At 54.0% G+C, this 21,130-nt stretch carries 18 protein-coding genes and 1 tRNA gene; 8 read left to right on the forward strand and 11 right to left on the reverse strand.

What is annotated here, in order from left to right:
* The first annotated feature begins 131 nt into the window (after positions 1–131).
* Entirely contained in the window at positions 132–1,637 is a 1,506-nt protein-coding gene (locus IPM28_15550) for an amidohydrolase family protein (GenBank protein MBK9174398.1), read from the forward strand.
* Between the two features lie 287 nt (positions 1,638–1,924).
* Here the strand turns inward: IPM28_15550 and IPM28_15555 are convergent, their stop codons facing one another.
* The 4 genes from IPM28_15555 to IPM28_15570 form a co-directional block, all read right to left on the reverse strand.
* Entirely contained in the window at positions 1,925–2,512 is a 588-nt protein-coding gene (locus IPM28_15555) for a hypothetical protein (protein MBK9174399.1), read from the reverse strand.
* A gap of 115 nt (positions 2,513–2,627) precedes the next feature.
* On the reverse strand, positions 2,628–3,584 hold the full coding sequence (locus IPM28_15560) for a hypothetical protein (GenBank protein ID MBK9174400.1): 957 nt from the start codon (positions 3,582–3,584) through the stop codon (positions 2,628–2,630).
* A 148-nt stretch (positions 3,585–3,732) separates the two neighbouring features.
* Positions 3,733–4,353 carry a hypothetical protein gene (locus IPM28_15565; protein ID MBK9174401.1) on the reverse strand — a complete coding sequence of 207 codons (621 nt, stop codon included), beginning with the start codon at positions 4,351–4,353 and terminating at the stop codon, positions 3,733–3,735.
* A gap of 351 nt (positions 4,354–4,704) precedes the next feature.
* Positions 4,705–4,791: transfer RNA gene (locus IPM28_15570), tRNA-Leu, on the reverse strand.
* Positions 4,792–4,924: 133 nt separating this feature from the next.
* Here IPM28_15570 and IPM28_15575 point away from each other — a divergent pair.
* Positions 4,925–5,401, forward strand: a complete 477-nt coding sequence (locus IPM28_15575; protein ID MBK9174402.1) for an NfeD family protein — start codon at positions 4,925–4,927, stop codon at positions 5,399–5,401.
* 15 nt (positions 5,402–5,416) lie between these two features.
* Here IPM28_15575 and IPM28_15580 read toward each other — a convergent pair whose 3' ends face one another.
* The 6 genes from IPM28_15580 to IPM28_15605 all read right to left on the reverse strand — a co-directional run bounded on the left by IPM28_15580 (position 5,417) and on the right by IPM28_15605 (position 12,049).
* Positions 5,417–6,355, reverse strand: coding sequence for a serine/threonine-protein phosphatase (locus tag IPM28_15580; protein MBK9174403.1), 939 nt, complete (start codon positions 6,353–6,355; stop codon positions 5,417–5,419).
* An 81-nt stretch (positions 6,356–6,436) separates the two neighbouring features.
* Entirely contained in the window at positions 6,437–7,570 is a 1,134-nt protein-coding gene (locus IPM28_15585) for a cystathionine gamma-synthase (protein ID MBK9174404.1), read from the reverse strand.
* Positions 7,571–7,711: 141 nt separating this feature from the next.
* Complete coding sequence (gene leuD / locus IPM28_15590) at positions 7,712–8,344, reverse strand: 3-isopropylmalate dehydratase small subunit (GenBank protein ID MBK9174405.1); 633 nt, start codon at positions 8,342–8,344, stop codon at positions 7,712–7,714.
* Between the two features lie 7 nt (positions 8,345–8,351).
* Positions 8,352–9,758, reverse strand: coding sequence for a 3-isopropylmalate dehydratase large subunit (leuC, locus tag IPM28_15595; protein ID MBK9174406.1), 1,407 nt, complete (start codon positions 9,756–9,758; stop codon positions 8,352–8,354).
* A gap of 6 nt (positions 9,759–9,764) precedes the next feature.
* Positions 9,765–10,868, reverse strand: a complete 1,104-nt coding sequence (gene leuB, locus IPM28_15600) for a 3-isopropylmalate dehydrogenase (GenBank protein ID MBK9174407.1) — start codon at positions 10,866–10,868, stop codon at positions 9,765–9,767.
* Between the two features lie 8 nt (positions 10,869–10,876).
* A complete protein-coding gene (locus IPM28_15605; GenBank protein ID MBK9174408.1) occupies positions 10,877–12,049 on the reverse strand; it encodes a 2-isopropylmalate synthase in 1,173 nt (390 codons plus the stop codon).
* 250 nt (positions 12,050–12,299) lie between these two features.
* Between IPM28_15605 and IPM28_15610 the strand changes: the two genes are divergently transcribed.
* From IPM28_15610 to IPM28_15635, 6 genes are all read left to right on the forward strand, one after another.
* Entirely contained in the window at positions 12,300–13,208 is a 909-nt protein-coding gene (locus IPM28_15610) for a LysR family transcriptional regulator (GenBank protein ID MBK9174409.1), read from the forward strand.
* Between the two features lie 119 nt (positions 13,209–13,327).
* Positions 13,328–14,449, forward strand: coding sequence for a carboxylate-amine ligase (locus tag IPM28_15615; protein MBK9174410.1), 1,122 nt, complete (start codon positions 13,328–13,330; stop codon positions 14,447–14,449).
* Positions 14,450–14,728: 279 nt separating this feature from the next.
* Positions 14,729–15,409 (forward strand): prepilin-type N-terminal cleavage/methylation domain-containing protein, encoded by a 681-nt coding sequence (locus IPM28_15620; GenBank protein ID MBK9174411.1) that lies wholly within the window; start codon positions 14,729–14,731, stop codon positions 15,407–15,409.
* 21 nt (positions 15,410–15,430) lie between these two features.
* Positions 15,431–15,979, forward strand: coding sequence for a hypothetical protein (locus IPM28_15625; GenBank protein ID MBK9174412.1), 549 nt, complete (start codon positions 15,431–15,433; stop codon positions 15,977–15,979).
* 10 nt (positions 15,980–15,989) lie between these two features.
* Positions 15,990–17,075, forward strand: coding sequence for a prepilin-type N-terminal cleavage/methylation domain-containing protein (locus tag IPM28_15630; GenBank protein ID MBK9174413.1), 1,086 nt, complete (start codon positions 15,990–15,992; stop codon positions 17,073–17,075).
* Positions 17,076–17,097: 22 nt separating this feature from the next.
* Positions 17,098–20,061 carry a pilus assembly PilX N-terminal domain-containing protein gene (locus IPM28_15635; GenBank protein MBK9174414.1) on the forward strand — a complete coding sequence of 988 codons (2,964 nt, stop codon included), beginning with the start codon at positions 17,098–17,100 and terminating at the stop codon, positions 20,059–20,061.
* A gap of 115 nt (positions 20,062–20,176) precedes the next feature.
* Here the strand turns inward: IPM28_15635 and IPM28_15640 are convergent, their stop codons facing one another.
* Positions 20,177–21,088 (reverse strand): hypothetical protein, encoded by a 912-nt coding sequence (locus IPM28_15640; protein ID MBK9174415.1) that lies wholly within the window; start codon positions 21,086–21,088, stop codon positions 20,177–20,179.
* Positions 21,089–21,130 lie beyond the last annotated feature (42 nt).

Consider the following 21,130-nt stretch of genomic DNA (forward strand, 5'->3'; position numbering starts at 1 on the left):
AAAGACCTAATTTTGGCATAGTTAGGGCGAAACATCAAAAACGTTGACGATCGGCGGTCAGCGACCCGGGTTTTTGGCGGGATGCCGCATGATCTAAGCAAAACAACCGGAAAAATATGAGACGAACGTTCATGCAATGGGCCGGAGCAATTGCCCTTGCCTCACTCCTGACCTGCAATTCGGCATTCGGACAATCAGGACCTTTGTCGCAAAGCGGCAAACGGCTCAAGCGGATCGTTGTTCGCAATGCAATGGTCGTCGACGGAAGCGGAAAGCCCGCGGCTGGCCCATTTGACATCGTCGTTGAGAACGATCTGATCACGCAGATCGTCGGCCTTGATCCGGTCGCGGTCAAAGACGGCACCGCACGGCGCCCGGCTGCGGGCGAACTAGATATTGATGCAACCGGAAAATATGTCTTGCCGGGACTGATCAACCTTCACGGCCACACCCATGATGAGCGGGGCGGCAAGCCAATGCCGGTCGAATATGTAACGAAACTCTGGCTCGCCTGCGGCATCACGACGGTCCGCGATGCCTGGGCAACGCAGAAGATACTTGGTTATCGTGATCGGATCGCTGCCGGAACACTGGTCGGGCCGCGGATATATGCATACGGCGGCTTTCCGGCGCCCAACCTTCATACTGCTGAACAAGTACGACAGCGCGTTCGCGACCTCAAAGCCGCGGGATATGACGGCATAAAGCTCTACACCATCGACCGCGATCTGATGACGGCAATGATGGACGAGGCAAAAAAGCAGGGCATGCGTGTGATGCATCACGTCGGGGTCGAGGAGACGAACGCGTGGGACGACATCAAATTGGGCACGGCCAGCATCGAGCATTGGTACGGCGTACCGGATGCTGCGATCGAAAGCGGCCGACAGAATTTTCCGTCGAGCTACAACTACAACAACGAAGTTGACCGGTTTCGGTATGCTGGCCGGCTCTGGCGCGAGGCAAACTGGGATAAATTAATGCAAGTGTTGGATGGCATGGCAGAGGCCGGTGTCGCCTGGAACCCGACACTTGTGATCTACGAGGCATCGCGAGACCTGCAGAGGGCTCAAACGAATCCGGCCTTTAAGGACTACCTTCACCCTGTCCTTGAAGAATATTTCCGGCCAAATCCTGCAAATCACGGCTCTTACTTTATCGGCTGGAGTTCGACCGACGAGGCGTTTTGGAAGGAGAATTACCGGATCTGGATGAAGGCACTTTACGAATTTGAGCGGCGAGGCGGCGTCATCGGAGCCGGTGAAGACGCCGGGTTCATTTACCAGCTGTACGGCTTTGGTTTGATCCGCGAACTTGAACTCCATCAGGAAGCCGGTTTTCATCCTCTCAAGGTGATACAGCATGCAACGAGCAACAACGCAAAGATATTGGGTCGGGAGGCGACGATCGGGCGAATCCGCGTCGGTTTCAAGGCTGACCTCATTGTGGTGAACGGAAATCCGCTCGAGAATTTCAAGGTATTGTATCCGACAGGGATCGAGGAAATTCGGGACGGGAAGATCTTCAAGACGGGCGGCATCGAATGGACATTAAAGGACGGCATTCCGTATCACGCTCCGACTCTCGCCGCCGAGGTGCGCGATATCGTTGCAACTGCGAAAAGCGAAACAAAATGATCGCCTGGCAAGAATAAAAACACGTGTACGTTCGATCGAACAGAAAAAGTCCGGTGTGCTCTCCCCTTCACACCGGACTTTCTCGATCTGGCCGTAAGTTTCCTGGCGGCCAAGTCTTTTGTCAATATCTAATAAAGCAACGTGTGTGCCAAAGCCTTTGCGGGTCGGGGCGATCCAAGATTGCCGATAATTACGCTATCTCACCACTCCAGCGATCAGTTGGTCCTGCACAAGCTAAACAATATCGTCTGCCGACTGCACCATTTCGGGCGATGCGGACCGCGGGACTATTGCAGGATCGGATGCCCTCCGCCCTGACTGTGGTCGGCGGTCTGAGCGTATCGCCGGCGATCGTTGTGATAGAGCACCAGATGTTCGCCTTCGAACCGAACAAGGTCCGAGACGCGGCCAAATTCCTTTGTATGCTCTGCGATCACAAATGCCATCGGGTTGTTGGCGATGACCATCCCCGACGCGTATATATATCCGCCTTTGTCATACTCGGTTCCTGCATACTGTGCCGCACCTACCGCGATGTCCGGTGAATAGTTTCCCGCACTATCTTTTATCCGGTCGGCCTTGCCTATGAAGATCGAATAGTCAGAGTAGTTCAATCGCCTGTTATAACGGTTCTTTCGTGAAACCGCGAATAGATCGGTCAGGCCCCTGTCGATCGCCGCCAACATCGCCGCGCTCGGCCTCGAGGTCGAATAAACGTATGCGCCACGCGGAGTCCGGACAGCGACCCTGAATTGGTCACCTGTCACCCGTTCGGCCTCGGCGAGCACCGCCCGATTCTGTCCGGTTGCCCCGTCCGCAAAAGCGCCAACGGAAAAGAACACTAAGCTAAATGAGAGTAAGTTTCTAATCTTCATATCTGCGCTCCTCGTTGATGTATACGATAATAGCAATCTGCGAGCCAGAAAAAGAAAGTGCTGATACGGGAGCAGCACTTTCCAATTGAAAACGATCTCCGAAGCAAACACTGTGTCATTTGACCGTGTAACCCTTCGGGTGCAATAGGTTTACGTCGAAATCTGTCGTGACCTCGATATTTCTAAACCCTTTCCCGCTCGATGAGCTGCGATATGTGATCAGCCACTGATGGCGAAGCAGATCGTTAAGCTCGCGGAAATAAGGCGAAAAGGTGACAAAGTCCATCCCTGAAAAGAATGCGGCCCCGCCCGTCTCATCTGCAAGCCTTAGAAGAGATCCCTGGCCGTAATTCACGGCCAGCCGGCTAAAACTTGTGTATGCGACGGATGGAGCGTAGAACGTAAAGACGGCAACCTTTTCTCGCTGAGCAGTAGCGATCGCCCGATCAAGGCTCAGCGACGAATACGGCGATCCGAATCTTATTCCGCCCGAAGCATCGAGACCATCAGAGATAAAGAGAACCACGTTCGGGCCTTCCTTTAGCGATCCGAATTGCTTGAGTACCTCGTTCAGACCATAGTATGGAGTTGAACCTGCAACCGAAATGCTGCTAGCCAGTATCCTGAACGATGCGGCAGCCATTTCCATATCCGTCGTAAATTGTTGACGAACCTGCATATTACCGCCGGAGATATGCGCGGTCATTATTTTTGACCCGGCCGGCAGCGACTTGATGAATTCGCGAATCTCCGGAATTTCGTTGTTAACATGCATGACCAAATCATCTTGAATGACAACTGCAATATTGATTGGGGTAGCGGACACCTTCCGGACGTCAACGATCGTCTGGTCTTTCTTATTCTCAAGGACCGCAAAATCCGTTGGTTGGAGATTGTCGATGATCGCCCTTGAACGGTCGCTTGTCGGAGCCGCCGTCACAAGAATCGATACGTTGTTGGGGTCTTTTCTGCCCTTTTCCTGAGTAAATGCGGGAACGACCAGAATCAACAACAACAACGCGAGAACCGGCAGAAACCCCTTTGAGGGCGCTGAGATCATCTTGTTTTTCATTTCACACCTCCTAACTTAGAAGGGCCGCCAATGCAACCCTTCTCCTTTTGCTTACTCAATGCCGTAACTACTACCTATCTCGGCTGACATTTGTCGGCACATGAGCCGAATCACGACGGGTTGCCGTCGTTTTCCGACCCGCGCATGACTAATTTCCTGCCCCTTCATGTTCCATTTTGTGATACTGTTCCCGCCATTCCTTGATCGCCTTTTCGATCTCGTGAGCCCAGGTTCGCTGGCGGATTCGGTCGAACTGGCCCTTGTTCATTTCTTCCTCCATGAGCTGCAATCTGTTTTCGATTCGCTCCCGCCTCTGTTCCATGTTCATTATCCGCTTTTCCCAACGCTGCTTCTGCTTAGGGTCAAGGCTATTCATGAAACGCTGGTGCTCTTGTTCCATGTTCCGCACTTGCTCACGGATCCTCATATGATTCTCCTTTCCTTGTGCGGCCGTGAATGCGGCACCGTCATAGTCCCGAACCATTAACTTCACGCGGTCACGGCTTTGATCGGTAAGTTTTATCCGATCGCGAAGCTGATCCAACTGTTTGTCGTCAAGACGTATACGATCACGGTCCTGATCGCGATCCATATCCCGATCAGGATCTTGTGTTCGATCTCGGTCCTGCGCCTTGTCGCGATCCTGCTGTTGAGTCACCTTGCCCTTGTCGGGCGTTGATTTACCTTTTCCTTGTGAGTAGGCTGTCCCGAACACACCGAACGAGAGTATTGCGACGACCATTAGTATTTGCGTAATTCTATCTTTCATTTTTGACACCTCCTTGATGCCTCGCATTCAGTTCAGAGCCCGCCTCGTTCAGATTCCCTATGACGCTGATAATGGCGGAGCCTGATACTGAATATCGGAGCAAATGTCGTACCGAACACATGCGTTCGAACAAGTGCTTTCGACATGGTGTTTAGCACCACAGGAGTTCAAATTTAGGCAGCGTCGGTCACCTGACTGTGAAAAACTTCACAAGTGGGGCGCGTGAATTTGCGGTTGGTCGCGTTCTTATTATTCGAAATCGAAACAGCCCAAGGCTCTGGGGCAAATGTGACCAAATGGTTTCGGAAACTGATTGACAGTTGGGAATCAACTCGATCGGAACATGAAGAATGGTGCTGAGGGCGGGAATCGAACCCGCACGCCCCTAAGGACACAGGATTTTAAGTCCTGGGCGTCTACCAATTCCGCCACCCCAGCGCGCCTTCGAGATTAGCACAATGCAAAACTTCTTCAAAGACGCTCGCTCTTGGTGCGAGAGCTGACGATCTCGGCTAATGCCCGTACGAATACCTATGGTAAGATTGGCTCACCTGACAGGTGGTATATACGAATGGAACAGCTTTCCTGGATCTTTTGGTTATTGCTAGGTGTCGGCCTGATAGTTGCTGAGATCTTCACACTTGGATTTGTGTTGTTTTGGTTCGGCATCGGTGCGATCGCCGCCGCGCTCGTCGGCCTGATGGGTTTTGGGTTTGTGTGGCAATTTGCTGCGTTCGCGATAGTTTCAACGATCCTGACAGTGCTTTCCCGATCGATCTTTTCGTCTCACCTTTGGGGCAAAGGCGGCGACGAGGTAAAGATGGGAATTGATTCGCTGCCCGGACAGGTCGGAACGGTAACGATCGGCAGCAATGGTGCATTGAACGAGGGCGCGGTGCGTGTATACGGTTCAGTTTGGACGGCGTTTCCGATCGACGGAGAAACTTCGCTGGCAGAGGGCGAAAAGGTCGAGGTAGTGAGTGTGAAAGGTTCGTCGATCTACGTTCGCAAGGTTCGCAGCGAACTTCCCGGATGGAAACAGGAATAGAAGCCGTTCGCCGAGCTAATCGATTATCTCGGCCGTATCCTGGTCAGCCGTGTCGTGTATGTTACCAAGATCGACGAGCTCGAGCTGGACGTCCTCGCCGGTCGGTTCTTCGAGCCCGTCGCCGGTCAGCTTCGCGATCACCACGGTGATATTGTCCTCTCCACCATTCGCGTTTGCCTCAGTGACGAGTTCAGCACACGCAAGCTCGAGCGAATCATAATTATCGACAATTATTCGCTGTATGCTTGCCGGGCTGACCTTATTCGAAAGCCCGTCGCTGCAGAGCATGACGACATCGCCCTGTCGGGGAGCCAGCCTTGCTGAAACAGGATAGATCTCGTTCTGAGCTCCGAGTGCCTGCAATATCACATTCTTAAGCGTATGTGTTTCGGCTTCTTCGGGCGAGATCTGCTGAGCATCGATCAGTTGCTGAACGAGCGATTGATCCTTGGTCACCTGATAGATCTTGCCGTTTCTTACAAGATACGCACGGCTGTCGCCGACCTGGATCAGATCAACTCCGCGAGGGGTCACGCCCACGCCCGTAAATGTGGCACCCATTCCCTGAAACTGCGGGTCCGAGCGGCCCTGCTGATGTACAAGGTGATTTGCGTAGAGCGTCGCGTTGTAGAGCTTTGCGATGAGATGATAATCGTACGCCTCAGGGGTCAAGGTGGCTTCCAGGTCTTCTTCGAGCAGTTTTTTGCAGACGCACTCGACGGCCATTTTGCTGGCTACTTCGCCGGCCATTGCGCCGCCCATGCCGTCCGAAACGGCAACCACCACGCCGTTGTCGTCAATATCGAACTTCTGGCTTTCGATGATGAACTCGCCATCATTCTGATCGCTCGTCCAAGAGCGCGAATTTGTGATGTGCAACAAAAGGTAATTGTCCTCGTTCCCTTTACGAACGCGGCCAACGTGAGAAGTTGCATGAATCTCGACAGTTAACATAAGTAATCTCGGTCCCCAACGCAACGCTGCGACAAAAGGCGGCTCTTCGAAGCGATGAGACCGAACAACGCCGGCTCAGATCTATCCTAAGGCTTGATCCAGATCCTCCAAAATGTCTTCTACATCCTCGATTCCCACGGATATTCTAACCAATCCGTCAGTTATGCCAAGACGTTCGCGGGTCTCGGCCGGCACCGATGCGTGGGTCATGGTCGCTGGATGAGAGATCAGCGTTTCGACCCCGCCGAGACTCTCGCCGAGAGTACAAAGCTTGACGCTTTCCAATACCTTTTTTGCATTTTCGAGCGATCCCGTTTCAAATGCTACCATACCGCCAAATCCGGTCTGCTGCCTTTTTGCAAGCTCATGCTGCGGATGCGAAACAAGGCCCGGATAATAGACCGTCGTCACCTTGGGATGCTCTGCCAGAAAGTTCGCAACGACGCGGCCGTTCTTATCGTGTGCTTCCATTCGCACGGCAAGTGTCTTGGTTCCTCGCAGAACGAGGAACGAATCAAAAGGCGAGAGGATCGCTCCGATACCATTCTGAACGAACTTTATCCACTCGGCATCCGCCTCGTCATTAAGAGCAACGAAGCCGCCGACGCTGTCAGAGTGGCCGTTGAGATATTTGGTCGTGGAATGAACAACGATATCGACACCAAGCTTGATCGGCTGCTGAAAATATGGCGACATGAACGTGTTGTCACAGACCACCTTTGCACCGTTCGCGTGTGCAAGGTCGGCAACGGCCGCAAGGTCCGTAACCGTCATTACCGGATTCGTCGGGGTCTCGACAAACACCATTTTGGTGTTCGGCTTGAACGCTGTCTCAAGTTCGGCGACATTTGACGTATCGGCAAGATCGAACTCGATCCCGTAATCGACAAGTATTCGGCTAAAGAGCCGATAGGTGCCGCCGTAGGTATTGTCTCCGAGAATCACGTGATCGCCGCCTTTGACGAGCTTCAAAACGGCATCGATCGCAGACATTCCGGAAGCAAAAGCATAACCGTATTTCGCATCTTCGAGCGCGGCGATATTTTTCTCTAGAGCGAGGCGTGTCGGATTTTGCGTACGTGCATACTCAAAGCCTTTATGCTTGCCCAATCCTTCCTGGGCGTAGGTCGACGTCTGATATATCGGTACGCTGACCGCGCCGGTTGCGATATCGGGCTCGTTGCCAGCGTGGATTGCGATTGTCGAAAAGCCCATAGAAACGAAGCGATGTGGTGAAAATGTTTGAATGCAACGATCGCCGGTACCGCGAGGATTTTGTAACCAAAACCACAGATTTAGCGACCTTTAATGGTAACTTGAGGAATTGAAAAATGCAAACAGTAGGGAATTGAGGATTTAGCGTGCAGAGTTGTGCATCGAGCGAGTCAAAAAACCGCGTTCCCGCCGCTCTCGAAGTTCATATTCCGCGATGCTTTTTTCGTGCTGCAGCGTGAGCCCGATATCGTCCAGCCCATTGATCAGACAATGGCGGCGAAACTGGTCGACGTCAAATCCGGCGGCAATTCCAGTGTCGTCCGTAACGGTCATATCGATAAGGTTCACTGTGACCTCGTAAGCTGCTGAAGCGATCGAGCGGCCGATCATTATCCGAACGATATCGGGCGGCAGGGCTACCGGTAGAATGCCATTCTTCAGGCTATTATTATAAAAAATATCGGCAAAACCCGGAGCTATCACAACCCGGAAGCCGTGATCAAGCAAGCTCCAAGGGGCGTGTTCGCGAGACGATCCGCAGCCAAAATTGTCGCCGGTGATCAAGATGGTTGCACCGCTTCGCTCCGGGTCATTCAGGATGAAGGTCTCGATCTTTGAGCCGTCGGGGCGATAGCGCCAATCGTGGAAGAGGAATTCGCCATAGCCCGTTCGCTCAATGCGAGTAAGGAATTGCTTGGGAATTATCTGGTCTGTGTCGATATTCGCCATATCGATCGCTGCGGTCGTCCCGGAATGTACGGTGAAAGCTCTCATAGACTGATCAATTTCGCACTTCCCAGTTGCGGACATCGACAAAATGGCCGGCGATCGCCGCCGCCGCCGCCATTGGCGGACTTACCAGGTGTGTCCGGCCGCCGCGTCCCTGCCTGCCTTCAAAGTTCCGATTGCTCGTCGAAGCACATCGCTCGCCGCTGCTTAGGACGTCCTCGTTCATCGCAAGGCACATCGAGCATCCCGCGTCGCGCCACTCGAAACCGGATTCGATGAAGATAGATGCGAGCCCCTCGTCTTCAGCCTGTTTCTGCACCTGCATCGATCCGGGAACGACCATCGCATTAACACCGTTTGCGACCTTGTAACCTTTCGCGATGATTGCAGCTTGTCGCAGATCTTCGATCCGCGAGTTCGTACACGACCCGATAAATGCACGGTCGATCGATATCTCTTCGATCGGCTGCGACGGCTCGAGACCCATATATTCCAAGGCACGCGTTTGCGAGCGTCGCCTTTCAACGTCTGTCGATGCTGCCGGATCGGGAACCGAATCGGTGATCATCGCAGACATTTCCGGCGACGTTCCCCAAGTAACGAATGGAGCGATCTCTTCGGCGTCGATCGAGACCGCTCGGTCGAAGGCAGAACCCGCATCGGTCGGGAGTGAACGCCAATGATCGACGGCGCGATCCCAATCTTCACCCTTGGGTGCGAACGGTCGGCCTTCAAGATAATCGAATGTCTTTTCGTCCGGGGCTATCAGGCCGGCCTTTGCTCCAGCTTCGATCGACATATTACAGACGGTCATTCGACCCTCGATAGAAAGCTCGCGAATCGTTGTACCGGCATACTCGATGACATGGCCCGTCGCACCGCCGGTACCGATACGGTTGATCACGGCAAGAATAACGTCCTTTGCGGTCACCCAGGGCATCAGATCGCCGTTGATCTCGATCAGAAAATTCGATGCCTTGGTCTGCTGAAGGGTCTGGGTTGCGAGTACGTGTTCTACTTCGCTCGTTCCGATGCCGAAAGCAAGGGCACCGAAGGCGCCGTGCGTTGATGTATGCGAGTCACCGCAGACTATGGTCATACCGGGCATCGTCAATCCTCGTTCCGGCCCGAATACGTGAACAATGCCTTGTTCCGGACGGTCGAGGTCGAAAAGAGCGATCTGGTTGTCACGACAATTTGCTCGAAGCGTTTCGACCTGCTTCCATGCAATGCGATCTTTGAACGGCAAATTCCGGTTCCTTGTCGGGATCGCGTGATCAACGGTCGCGAACGTGAGGTCGGGCCTGCGCACGCGTCGGCCCGCCAGGCGGAGCCCTTCAAATGCCTGCGGTGACGTGACCTCGTGGATGAGATGCAGGTCGACATAAAGGACCGCGGGCTGGCCTCGCCCCTGGCAGACAACGTGATGATCCCAGATCTTGTCGTAAAGCGTTCTCATTTGACGTTAGACCGCGTGATAAGCGTGTGCGATCTCAACGCTTTCGATCGCAAAATGCAAAACTGCGTCGCCCATTTCGGATGTCGAAATGACCCGCGACCCACCGGCTCCGGCAATATCGGCGGTTCGATAGCCGGCATCGAGCGCAGCTCGGATCGCATTTTCGATCGCCCTTGCCGCCGTTTCGTTATTGCCCGAATATCGCAGCATCATCGCTGCCGAGGCGATCGCACCGAGCGGATTTGCAATGCCGCGCCCTGCAATATCCGGGGCCGAACCGTGCACCGGTTCGTAAAGGCCGACTTCGCCGCCGATCGTCGCCGACGCCAGCATGCCGAGCGAACCTGTGAGTACGGCGGCTTCGTCCGAGAGAATGTCGCCGAAGAGGTTTTCTGTCAAGATCACATCGAAACGCGTCGGTTCGGTAACGAGGTGCATTGCGCAGGCGTCGACAAAAAGATGTTCCAACTCGATGTCAGGATATGACGCGCCCACACGATCGACGGTCTCGCGCCAGAGACGCGATGTTTCGAGGACGTTCGCCTTGTCAACGGATGTGACCTTTGTTTTGCGTTGACGTGCGGCCTCGAAAGCAACACGAGCGACCCGTTCGACCTCCGACATATCGTAACGCATCGTATTGAAGGCCTCACTTCGATCGTCGTTAAATCCGCGGGGTTCGCCAAAGTAGAGTCCTCCTAAAAGCTCGCGAACGATCAAAAGGTCGGTCCCGGCAAAGATCTCCGGCCGCAGCGGCGAGGCAGAAACCAGTGCCGGAATCGCCGCCGCAGGCCGCAGGTTCGCAAATCCGCCAAGGAGTCGCCTTAGTCGCAGCAGCCCGATCTCGGGCCGAGCCTCGGGCAGCAAATGATCAAACTCGGGCGAACCGACTGCACCAAGCAATACGGCATCTGAACGCAGACAAGCCTCGGCAGTCTCGTCGGGAAGCGGCGAACCGGCGGCTTTGATCGCAGCAGCGCCGATAAGGGCATATACAAATTCCGTCGAGGTCCCGAAGACCGGCCCAACCTGCTCGATTACCTTCACGGCCTCGGCAGTAACCTCGTTCCCAACGCCGTCTCCGGGCAATATTGTGATCTTCATAACGATGTGTTGTGCTATGCGGCGATCGCCGTCGGCATACGGTCAGGAACGATCGAGAGCAGATCCTGATCGTAGATATTCTTCTTGCGGTCGGCGAGAGAAACAAATCGCGAATAGATCTCATTTATCTCATCGGCATCGAATGCAAATCCGAGTTCGCCATAGCGAGCGATCAATGCATGGCGGCCGGAGTGTTTACCCAAAACTATACTGTTCTTGGGTACGCCGACGGATTCGGGGGTCATTATCTCGTAACAAAGAGGATTGCTGAGCACGCCGTGCTGGTGTATACCGGCTTCGTGTGCAAATGCATTGCGCCCGACGATCGCTTTATTTGGCTGGACGCCAAAGCTGATTATCGATGAGAGCAGCTGGCTCGTCGGATAAAGCTGGGTCGTGTCAATACCGGTCGTGACCGGAAGTTTGTCCGACCGGACGGCACATGCCATGATCACTTCTTCGAGCGAGGCATTGCCGGCACGTTCGCCGATCCCGTTGATCGTGCATTCGATCTGCGACGCGCCCGCCCCGATCGCGGCAATGCTGTTTGCGACCGCGAGGCCAAGATCGTTATGGCAATGAACGCTGATCGTTATACTGCGATCGCCAACGACGCTTTCGCGCACCGTTTTGACAAGCTCCCCAAATTCGGTCGGAAGCGTGTAGCCGACCGTGTCGGGGACGTTAAGGATCGTCGCGCCTTCATCGACAGCCGCACTAAAAACCTCGCAGAGAAATCCGACATCGCTTCGCGTTGCGTCCTCGGCCGAAAATTCGACCTCTGCCGCGAGTCCGCGGGCGAGCTTCACGGCGTTGCGCGTCATAGCGATCACCTCTGAACGGGTCTTCTTCAACTTGAATTCCAAATGAATATCCGATGTAGCGACAAAGGTGTGTATCCGTGGATGCCGTGCGGAACGCAGCGCTTCGGCGGCGCGGAGGACATCGTCCTCAACCGTCCGGCAGAGTGCCGCGACCGTCGCCCGGCCGCATTCGTCGGAAACAGCCTTGACGGAGCGAAAATCGCCATACGACGCGATCGGGAAACCTGCTTCTATGACATCAACTCCGAGGTTCTCGAGCTGTAATGCGAGATCGATCTTCTCGTTCAGGTACATCGAACAACCGGGCGATTGCTCGCCGTCGCGAAGCGTCGTATCGAAAATAGAAATTCTCTTTGTTTGCATCAATACTCCTTTGTGAATAAACGAGCCGTTCGAAAAGGGCACAAAGACCGAATGCCGAGATTTTATCGTGACGAAAAGAACAAAGTCAAGCTTATGTATTTGCAAAATACATAAGAAAGAATGATGACGCGATAAGTACGATCTGAACGTTTCAGCGGCTTTTCTGGAGCGCCGGCCTTGTCAGCAATTCGCTCTTGCTGAAAGATTTAGTAGAATGATGACCACACGGATCTTAATTCCAGACCGGAATATGGATATCAATCAGCTCGAGGTTCTAGTTGTAGTTGCGCGGGAGCGGAGTTTTTCGCGTGCTGCTGAGGTATTGGATCGCACTCAGCCGGCAGTCAGCCAGGCTATCAGCCGTCTCGAAGCAGATGTCGGCGAAAAGTTGTTTGACCGATCATCGAAAGACGGTACCTTGACGTTCGCGGGCGAGATACTGGTCGATTACGCCAAGCAGATGTTGAACCTTCGGCGAAGCGCTCAGACAGCGGTAAAGGAACTCGTAGACCTGCAGCGGGGAAAGGTCACAATAAGCGCCAACGAACATACTGTATTTTACCTGTTGCCGGTCATTCGCGAATTTCACGCTCGATTTCCGTCAATAAAGGTCGAGGTAAAACGCGGCGTGGCGAGCCGCATTCCGAAGGAGATCACTTCCAGAGAAGTAGAATTGGGCGTCCTTTCATTCAAACCACCAGACAATGCACTGCGTTCCGTCTCGGTAATGACCGACGAACTCGTTTTGATCGTCGCTCCGGGGCATCGACTTGCAAAACGCAAGACCGTCTCGGTCAAGGACCTTGGCGACGAATCGTTCATCGCTCACAATGCGAAATCGCCGTACCGTGAGAAGGTGATCGAGACTTTCGAGTCGAACGGCACGCCGCTAAGGATATCGGTCGAACTGCCGTCGCTCGAGGCGATCAAGAAACTTGTTGAGAGCGGCATCGGCATCGCACTGGTGCCAAGGCTGACAGCTCAGGCCGAGATCGCCGACGGACGACTGGCCGGACTCTCGGTAACCGAAATGAAGCTCGAGCGAAAGCTGAATATCGTATATCGAAAGAACTCGGTGCTTTCGCACGCGGCCGCAGCTTTTCTAGAGGTTGCCCGAGAAATGGCCGGAGGAACTATCACGCGTCGAGCAAAGACCTAGATCGTTTATTTCTAGCTGTTTTTTATCGCGATGTGGTTAGGTTAGAATAGCGGGGTCAAACCCGAACCCGAACAATAAACTTTCTACGCGGCATGGATCCGCAACCTGCAAGGAGCCATATGTTCAAACAATTCACGCTCGGTATTGAGGAAGAATTTCAGATCGTCGATCCGACAACGCGCGAGCTAAAATCTCATGTTTCCGAAATACTCGAGGAAGGTAAGCTGCTGCTCGGCGAGAAGATCAAACCCGAAATGATCCAATCGATGATCGAGGTCGGCACCGGGGTTTGCGCGAACATTCAGGAAGCCCGCGAAGATATCACCAAACTGCGTTGCATCATTTCGGGCCTCGCACGAAAGAAAGGTATGGTCATCGCGGCCGCTTCGACCCATCCGTTCTCAAAATGGTCGGAACAGACCATTTACGAGCACGACCGGTACAAGCTTCTTGTCGATGAACTTCAGATGGTCGCTCGATCGCTGCTGATTTTCGGCGTTCATGTTCATGTTGGGATCGAGGATCTCGACCGCCGCATACATATAATGAATGCCGCCCGGTACTTTTTGCCCCACGTACTGGCAATGACGACCTCTTCGCCTTTCTGGCTCGGATTCAATACCGGCCTGAAATCTTACCGGTCGGAGGTTTTCAAGAAGTTTCCGCGTACGGACATTCCGGATCATTTTGAATCGTTTCAGCAATACCAAAGCTATCTTGATCTGTTGGTAAAGATGAACTGCATCCAGGACGGTACGAAGATCTGGTGGGACGTAAGGCCGCACTGCAAGTTTCCGACGCTCGAATTCCGGATTTGCGACATCCCGACGAGGGTCGACGATACTATCGCGGTTGCCGCTCTATTCCAGGCGATCGTTGCTAAATTGAACGTATTGATTGACAAGAACCTGGGCTTCCGTCTGTATCATCGACGGTTGATACAAGAGAATAAGTGGCGGGCCGTAAGGTACGGGCTTGATGGGATGCTGCTCGACCTTGGCAAGCAGAAAGAAGTTCCGGTAAAGGATCTCATTCGCGAACTTCTTGAATTTGTCGACGACGTTGTTGACGAACTCGATTCAAGAAAGGAGATCGAACATATTCATACGATCCTCGACCGCGGGACGTCAGCCGATGAACAATTGCGAGTCTACGAAGAATCCGGCAACGACTTCAACGCCGTTGTGGACATGTTGGTTGCCAACACCATGGAAAATGTGCCCGAAAACTGTTTTGACTGATCTGACCTAATTCCGAGACCCATAACCCGCCTTGATCAAATACTGGAATCGTTCCGGCAATGTAAGTTTATACCCAATGTGTTTAACGTTGTTCGACAGTGTCGTATTTTGACTTGCGAGGCAAAACAAACATTGACGCCTTTGTGCACGATATGTTACAACTGGAACGGGTCGAAAGGCACCGCGGGGCCGTTTTCTACGAATCGATCCATCCCTACTGATCATGAGCCTTGCGGCTCACACCCTCTGCAATAAGACCACAATGCGGGACAAATCTCTATGATAGTTTCGGCTCGAAATCAAAAAACAGGCTGCTTGCGACCCGGTAAACTCAGCGACTCGCGCGGATTCTCACTTGTTGAGCTTCTGACGGTCGTGGTCGTGCTTTTGGTGCTTAGCGCCATCTCGCTTCCTTATATCTACAACTACCAAAAGCTCTACAAATCAGAAGACCAGGCTTTAAGGGTGATGGATCTAATGCGTGAAGCAGGGCAACTGGCACTGACAAAGCGGCGCACCGTCAGGCTCGAACTCGATCTGACCGAAAATGCCGTTCTTTTGATCGACGAAAACGGGGCCGGCCCTGACACACGCATCAAGACCGTTCCGCTCGAATCAACGGGTGACGTTCGACTCGATATCGCTCCGAGCGGCGTCACGCGGCCGACACCGCCCAATTACAACGACGTCGCTTACGCGAGCGACAATATCGGACACGACAACGGCGGCACCTCGGTCACCGGTCACAATGTGTGGCAGGCTCGGTTTCGAAGCGACGGTTCGGTCGTTAATGCCGCGAATACGCCGATAAGCGTAACCATCTACTCATGGCCGCCCGCGGCATACGGAGCAACGACCGCCAGAAACAATAAAGAGATCAGGGCAATAACGATGTTTGGCGGCAGCGGAGCCGTTCGGTATTGGAAATATGACGGCACGACCTTTAAGCCGTATCAATAGAACATTAGAAGGAAAGGCGTTATGAACCACAGATCAGATGCAGGCTTTTCGTACGTCGAAGTCTTGATAGCTGTTGTCATTCTGCTCGTCGGCATCCTTGCGATGCTGTCGGGTATTTCGGGCGCGGTGCTTCAGTCGCGCGGACAGGAGCAACAGCTGACAGCCCGTCACATCGCCGCTTCCGCGATGGAATCTATCATGTCGGTCAAGGAGACCGATCCGAACCGGCTGGGCTGGTACGCTGTCGGGAATGTCGGAAGCAATCCGGACGTCAACGGGAACCCGCTGGGGATATTTGTTGTTGGCCGTCAGCCGGTTCTCAGCAACTCAGGGCCTGACGAGGTCGTCGGGACCGCTGACGATACCGGGCCGGCAATAGATGGATTTGAACGCGAGATCATTATTACCGATCAGTGCGATCCGGAACGGCCGTCACCGAACTGCGCTCCCCCAGGCACTGCGCCGGTGAGAGTAAGGGTCGTCGAAGTGCGGGTATTTTTCCAGGTGGGGCTGACCGAGCGAAGCGAGGTTCTAACAACCGTGTTGACCGACTATTCGGTAACCGAGTAGAGGACGATCTATGACAGACATGACGTTACACACAGCAGTTGAGAATGCCGGATCGAAAAAGAACGAGCATGGATTTTCGATCATCGAACTCATCGTCTCGATGGTGATATTCATGATCGTCACCGGATCGATCTGGGGCGTTTTGCAGATCGCTCAACGGAGCCGAAATGCGGTCAGTGAGAATGTGCAGCTGACCAAGAGCGTTCGGTTCGGACTAAATCTGCTTGGGCGCGACACCTACAACGCGGGATACGGATATCCGCTGCGGACAACGGTGGTCTTGCCTGACAACCGGATATCGGGACTGTTGGGCATTCCGAACGATTTTGACACAACTCGCGATACGATCCCGCCGATCATTGTCGGCAACAATGTGACCGTAAACACGTTCAATACCACGGCAGGCGTACGAACTGACCAGGTTACGTTTCTTTTCAAGGATACGACATTCAATCTCGTCGGAGCTCCGGGGAGCGAAGTATCTCAGTCTCTCAATATAAACGCGGCCACCACGACGAGCGGCATCGACGAGATCGTTCCGATCTCGGGGAGCAACTCAGCTTGCCGCATCAACGACATTTATTTGGTCTCGGGCAATACGGGTTCGACGTTGGGACTCGCGACCGGTCTTAGTGGAACTGACAAAGTGCAGTTCGCAAACGGTGACGTACTGGGCTTCAATCAAACCGGAGCGTCGGGCCCGCTTCGGGGTATAACAACCCCGGCAAGCATGATGCGCGTGCTAATGGTCACGTATCACGTAACGGCGGACGGAACCCTGATGCGGCGCGAATATGCGAACGTCCCGCCGGCGGCACCGGCAACGCCATGGGTTGACGAACCTCTTGTTTACGGAGTCGAGGATTTTCAGATCCAATATCTGATGGACGATGGGACAGTTTCTGATAACCCGAGCGCAGGGCCGGATGGAATTCCGGGAACACCCGACGACGTTCAGGCGAACCTGGCCGCGATCCGTCAGGTGCGGTTTACGATCAGCGTTCGCAGCAACGAGCTAAATGCTGCCGGTCAACCGTATCGTGCATCGATGACGTCGACCTTCAGCACCAGGAATTTAGGATACGAGGCAAACTGAAGTATTGGTGAGGCAGACAGTTATGAAAAAGACAGTTTTCAGACCGGACAATTCGAATACGGAAATGATCGAGAACGGACAGAAAGGCTCGGCTCTCGTCATAGCGCTTTTCGTATTGGCATTAATAGGAGTTTTTGTAGCTCTTGCTCTGTCACGGACCGCCACTGAAGCTGCGGCCGTCGGTAACGAAGCTGCTGAAGGCCGAACTTTTTATGCAGCGCAGGGAAGCCTGGAAACGATGACCAGAAACTTTAACAAGGTCTTTGATATAAAGCTTAACCCCTCGAACGCCGATATCGATGCCGTGAGAAACGGGACGGTTCCCGGACTCACCGGAACGTACACTTTCGGTCAGGAGGTCGATCAGATCTCGAACAGTACGACCAAGGTTCTGAACGGCGGGCCATTCTCTGGGTTATATGCGATCCAGGACAATTGGCGGCTGCGAACCACTGCGACCGACGATACGGGAACTCAGATCCGGCTGACGCGCAACATACTCAACAATCGTATACCGATCTTTCAGTTTGGCATTTTCTATGACGACGACCTGGAACTGTATCGTCCACCGCGTTTTAGCTTTGGCGGCCGGGTTCATTCTAATCGTCACTTTTTTGTGTCGCCGGGAGCCGAAGGTGTCTATTTCGACTCGCGTGTAACTGCCGCCGGCCACGTCGTCACGCAGTCGTGGCGAAACTGGTACACCGGTGACAGCGCCAATAATCAGACCTGGATCAAGAATGCGTCAGGGGTTTTCAGGCAATTGCTTCCCGGCGAAGGCAGTGTATTGAACGGAACACCGAATATCTTTACCGACCCCGACCTGCCGCAGAGCCGACGCAATCCGAACTGGACGACACAGAGCGCAAAGTTTGACGGCAATCTGCAGAGCGAGGTGAGGCCATTGCGGCTTCCGCTCAACGTTGGATCGAAGGCCGATCTGGTAGAGATGGTCAAACGCGGCAAACAGGTCGGCGATATGCTTGACAGCACGACGCCGGTCGACGCGACTACGGCAGACTCGATGATCGTTACAGCCGAGCGGTTTGCAAACAAGACCGGTATCCGTGTTTCGATCGCAGACAGCAAGGCGAAATTGCCCGGGTGTGCATCGGGAACCGGAAACGTCCCGGTGGCAGGAAGATGCGGCGTCAGGCTAGATGGCCGCAGGGACGGACTCGGCCTCGATCGAGATACGGCAGCTGCCGTACTTGCGGACCGGTCACGCGGCTATCAGCCGAAAGCGATGAAGCTGACATCAGCTGGATCGTTCACCTACGTTCCTACACGTTTGAACGGCGAACGCTTTCACACGCCTGGACGCGAGATATGGATCAAGGTCGAGACAGTCGCGACCAACTCAGCAACCAATGCCATCGAAACGATGGACATCACAGAAGAATTCCTCAGCCTCGGCGTGACCGAACAGCCGCCCACCGGAGCCAGCGGTATCGATATCGTGAGCTACGATGAGACGCCGGCAGACAACCGAACCGACACGGCCGGACGTAACCTTTTGCAGACATCGCCACAAACGCCATCGGCCGGAACGGACAGCCGTTCGATAATCAAACTACAGCGGTTTGCGATACCGGGCCCGGCACCGCTTTCGAGCGGCGGCAACTATCTGAGCACGTTCTCGAATTACTCGACCGTCATTCGCTATAACAGCGTCGACGACCTTGAGATCGCCGGAGCCTGTTTGTTCGGCTGCACCGCACAAAATAACGATCCGAATTCCAGTATGGAGAATTACGGTCACCTCAAGCGGGCATTCGTCGGCACGGGCGGCACAGACAAGGCGATCGTCCCGTTCCCGATCAAGATGTTCGACACCCGGGAAGGGCTCTATTACGACGAGCGAAACACGACCTATTATCCCGCGGCCAACTATGGTGCGTTAACCGGCACCAACTTTGCGCGGATCTCGCGCAACGGCATCATGAGCATGGTGGACATCGATATCGCCAATCTCAGAAGGCTCCTCCGCGGCGATTTCAACGGGTGCTTCCCGACCGATACACCGTTTGCACTCGCGAATGGCGGATCGAGTTTGACCAACGCCGACATTCCGAACCGAGGCGGATGGGTCCTTTACGTTTCCGACCGCCGCGGCGACGAGGATTTCGACGGCGAATTTGACATGGAGGATATCTACGGCAGTTCGGCAACGGGCGGCAATGACGGCATCCTGCAGAAGGGTGAAGACCTGCAGCAGGTCGGTGCTCCCGGCAATGGCGTACTGAATACGCTGTTCGGAACCGAGGCCGAACGTTATCGCGACAACACGGTTCCGCCCGATCTGGCTGCTGTGACCGACCACAAATACTTCCGACGCGGCGTAAGGCTGATCAACGGCGTCGTAGTTCCGGGTATATATGACTCGGTGGTTGCGGCAAATACAATGGGCTTTACGGTGGCCACAGAAAACGGCGTCTACGTCAAAGGAAACTACAACGCGACGCATGTTGTTAACATCCCGACGACCGGCAATACGACGTTCGACAATTACCGGCCGTTCAACACTCCGACGCATATACCCGCTTCGATCGTTGCCGATGCGGTCACGATACTTTCGAATGCGTGGGTAGACGGCCGGAGCTTCAGTTCGCCGTATGACGAGGGCAATCGGCTCGCGTCAGATACGCAGATGCGTTTTGCGATGATCGCCGGCGACACGATCGCGACTCGCGAGGTCACACCAAATCAGGGTGGTATCGGCCCGCGTATGAACGGTGGTGTTCACAACTTCAAACGGTTCCTGGAGCGATGGACGGGTAATCGTCTGAACTATTCTGGTTCACTCATCAACCTGTTCTACTCGCGAAACAACAACGGTTCGTTCAAATGCTGCAACACGGTTTACGATCCGCCGATCCGTGACTGGGTGTTCGACAGCACGTTCCTCGATCCCGCACGCCTTCCGCCCGGAACGCCGTACTTCCAGTACGTGCAAACGACCGGATTCCAGCGTTCGACCGATTAGCGAACTGCGAAAGAAAGCGGCCGCTCTGACCGCATCGTATAGGCAAGAATTTGCCCGCACCTGCAAGCTATGCAGAGGCGGGCAAATCTTTTGCCTATCATCGAACGCAAGAAAACTAACTATGGGCCAGCGACAGCTTTAGAAAATTCTCAAAAAGTATCCGGCCGTCGCGCGATTCATTCGGATGCTCCCACCGCGTCGGGTTCTTTGACCAGTCTTCGAATGATTTTTCGAGGTGGAACTGAACGCAGTAGATCATTTGCCCGTCAGACCGTTTGACCATCATCTGATTGCGACATAGATACGACGTCGCGAGCAGTCGGAACCCTTCAGGTACACCATCTACCTGCACGCCATGATTCTGCCAGACCCTGAGGATGTCATCCTCTTTGGTGTAATCCTGCCAAATTCCCGAAGTTTGGTCGTCGACGCCGTCGAAGATCGGGTCCGAAGTGTCGACGATCTTTACGAACCGATACTGATATTCGACGATCCGATCCGATCGCTTTTCACTCAACTCACGCCCGTCCAGCGTTTTTAACCCCGCCCCAAAAGAAACGCCGACCAACTGATGCGATCCGCAGATCGCGAGCACGGGTATCTTGGTCGCGCGGATGAACTCGGCGAACGATGCAAGTTGATCGGAATTGTAGTAGTCGAAGTCGCTATATGTCCCGCTGATCACAATAGCATCGGGTGCGAAATCAGCGGCGGCGGCGGCGATCTCGGAGAGATGCACGGTAAGTGTCTTAGGATTTTTGACCAGACGAATGACGTTCTGAGCGATGTTATTGCAGGCCAGCGACGATACCTTGCGTTCGAACTTCAGCTTCGATTCGAGTGTTTCACCCCATTCAGCCAACGCGAGCGGCGACACGTCCGATCCGTAACGCAGAAGACTGTTAACGATCAGGACCCGAGCGTGCGACACGGTCTTTTCGATAGGCTCGTAAAGGCAATAGGCCCGCTTATTGTACGGAAACGGCAATTCCTCGAAAATTGGATTTTTGACGGCCGCGTCGAACATAAAACTAAATAATATGCGAAAAGTTTCGGAAATCGAAACATC

The organism is Chloracidobacterium sp., assembly GCA_016716305.1.
Classification (GTDB): domain Bacteria; phylum Acidobacteriota; class Blastocatellia; order Pyrinomonadales; family Pyrinomonadaceae; genus OLB17.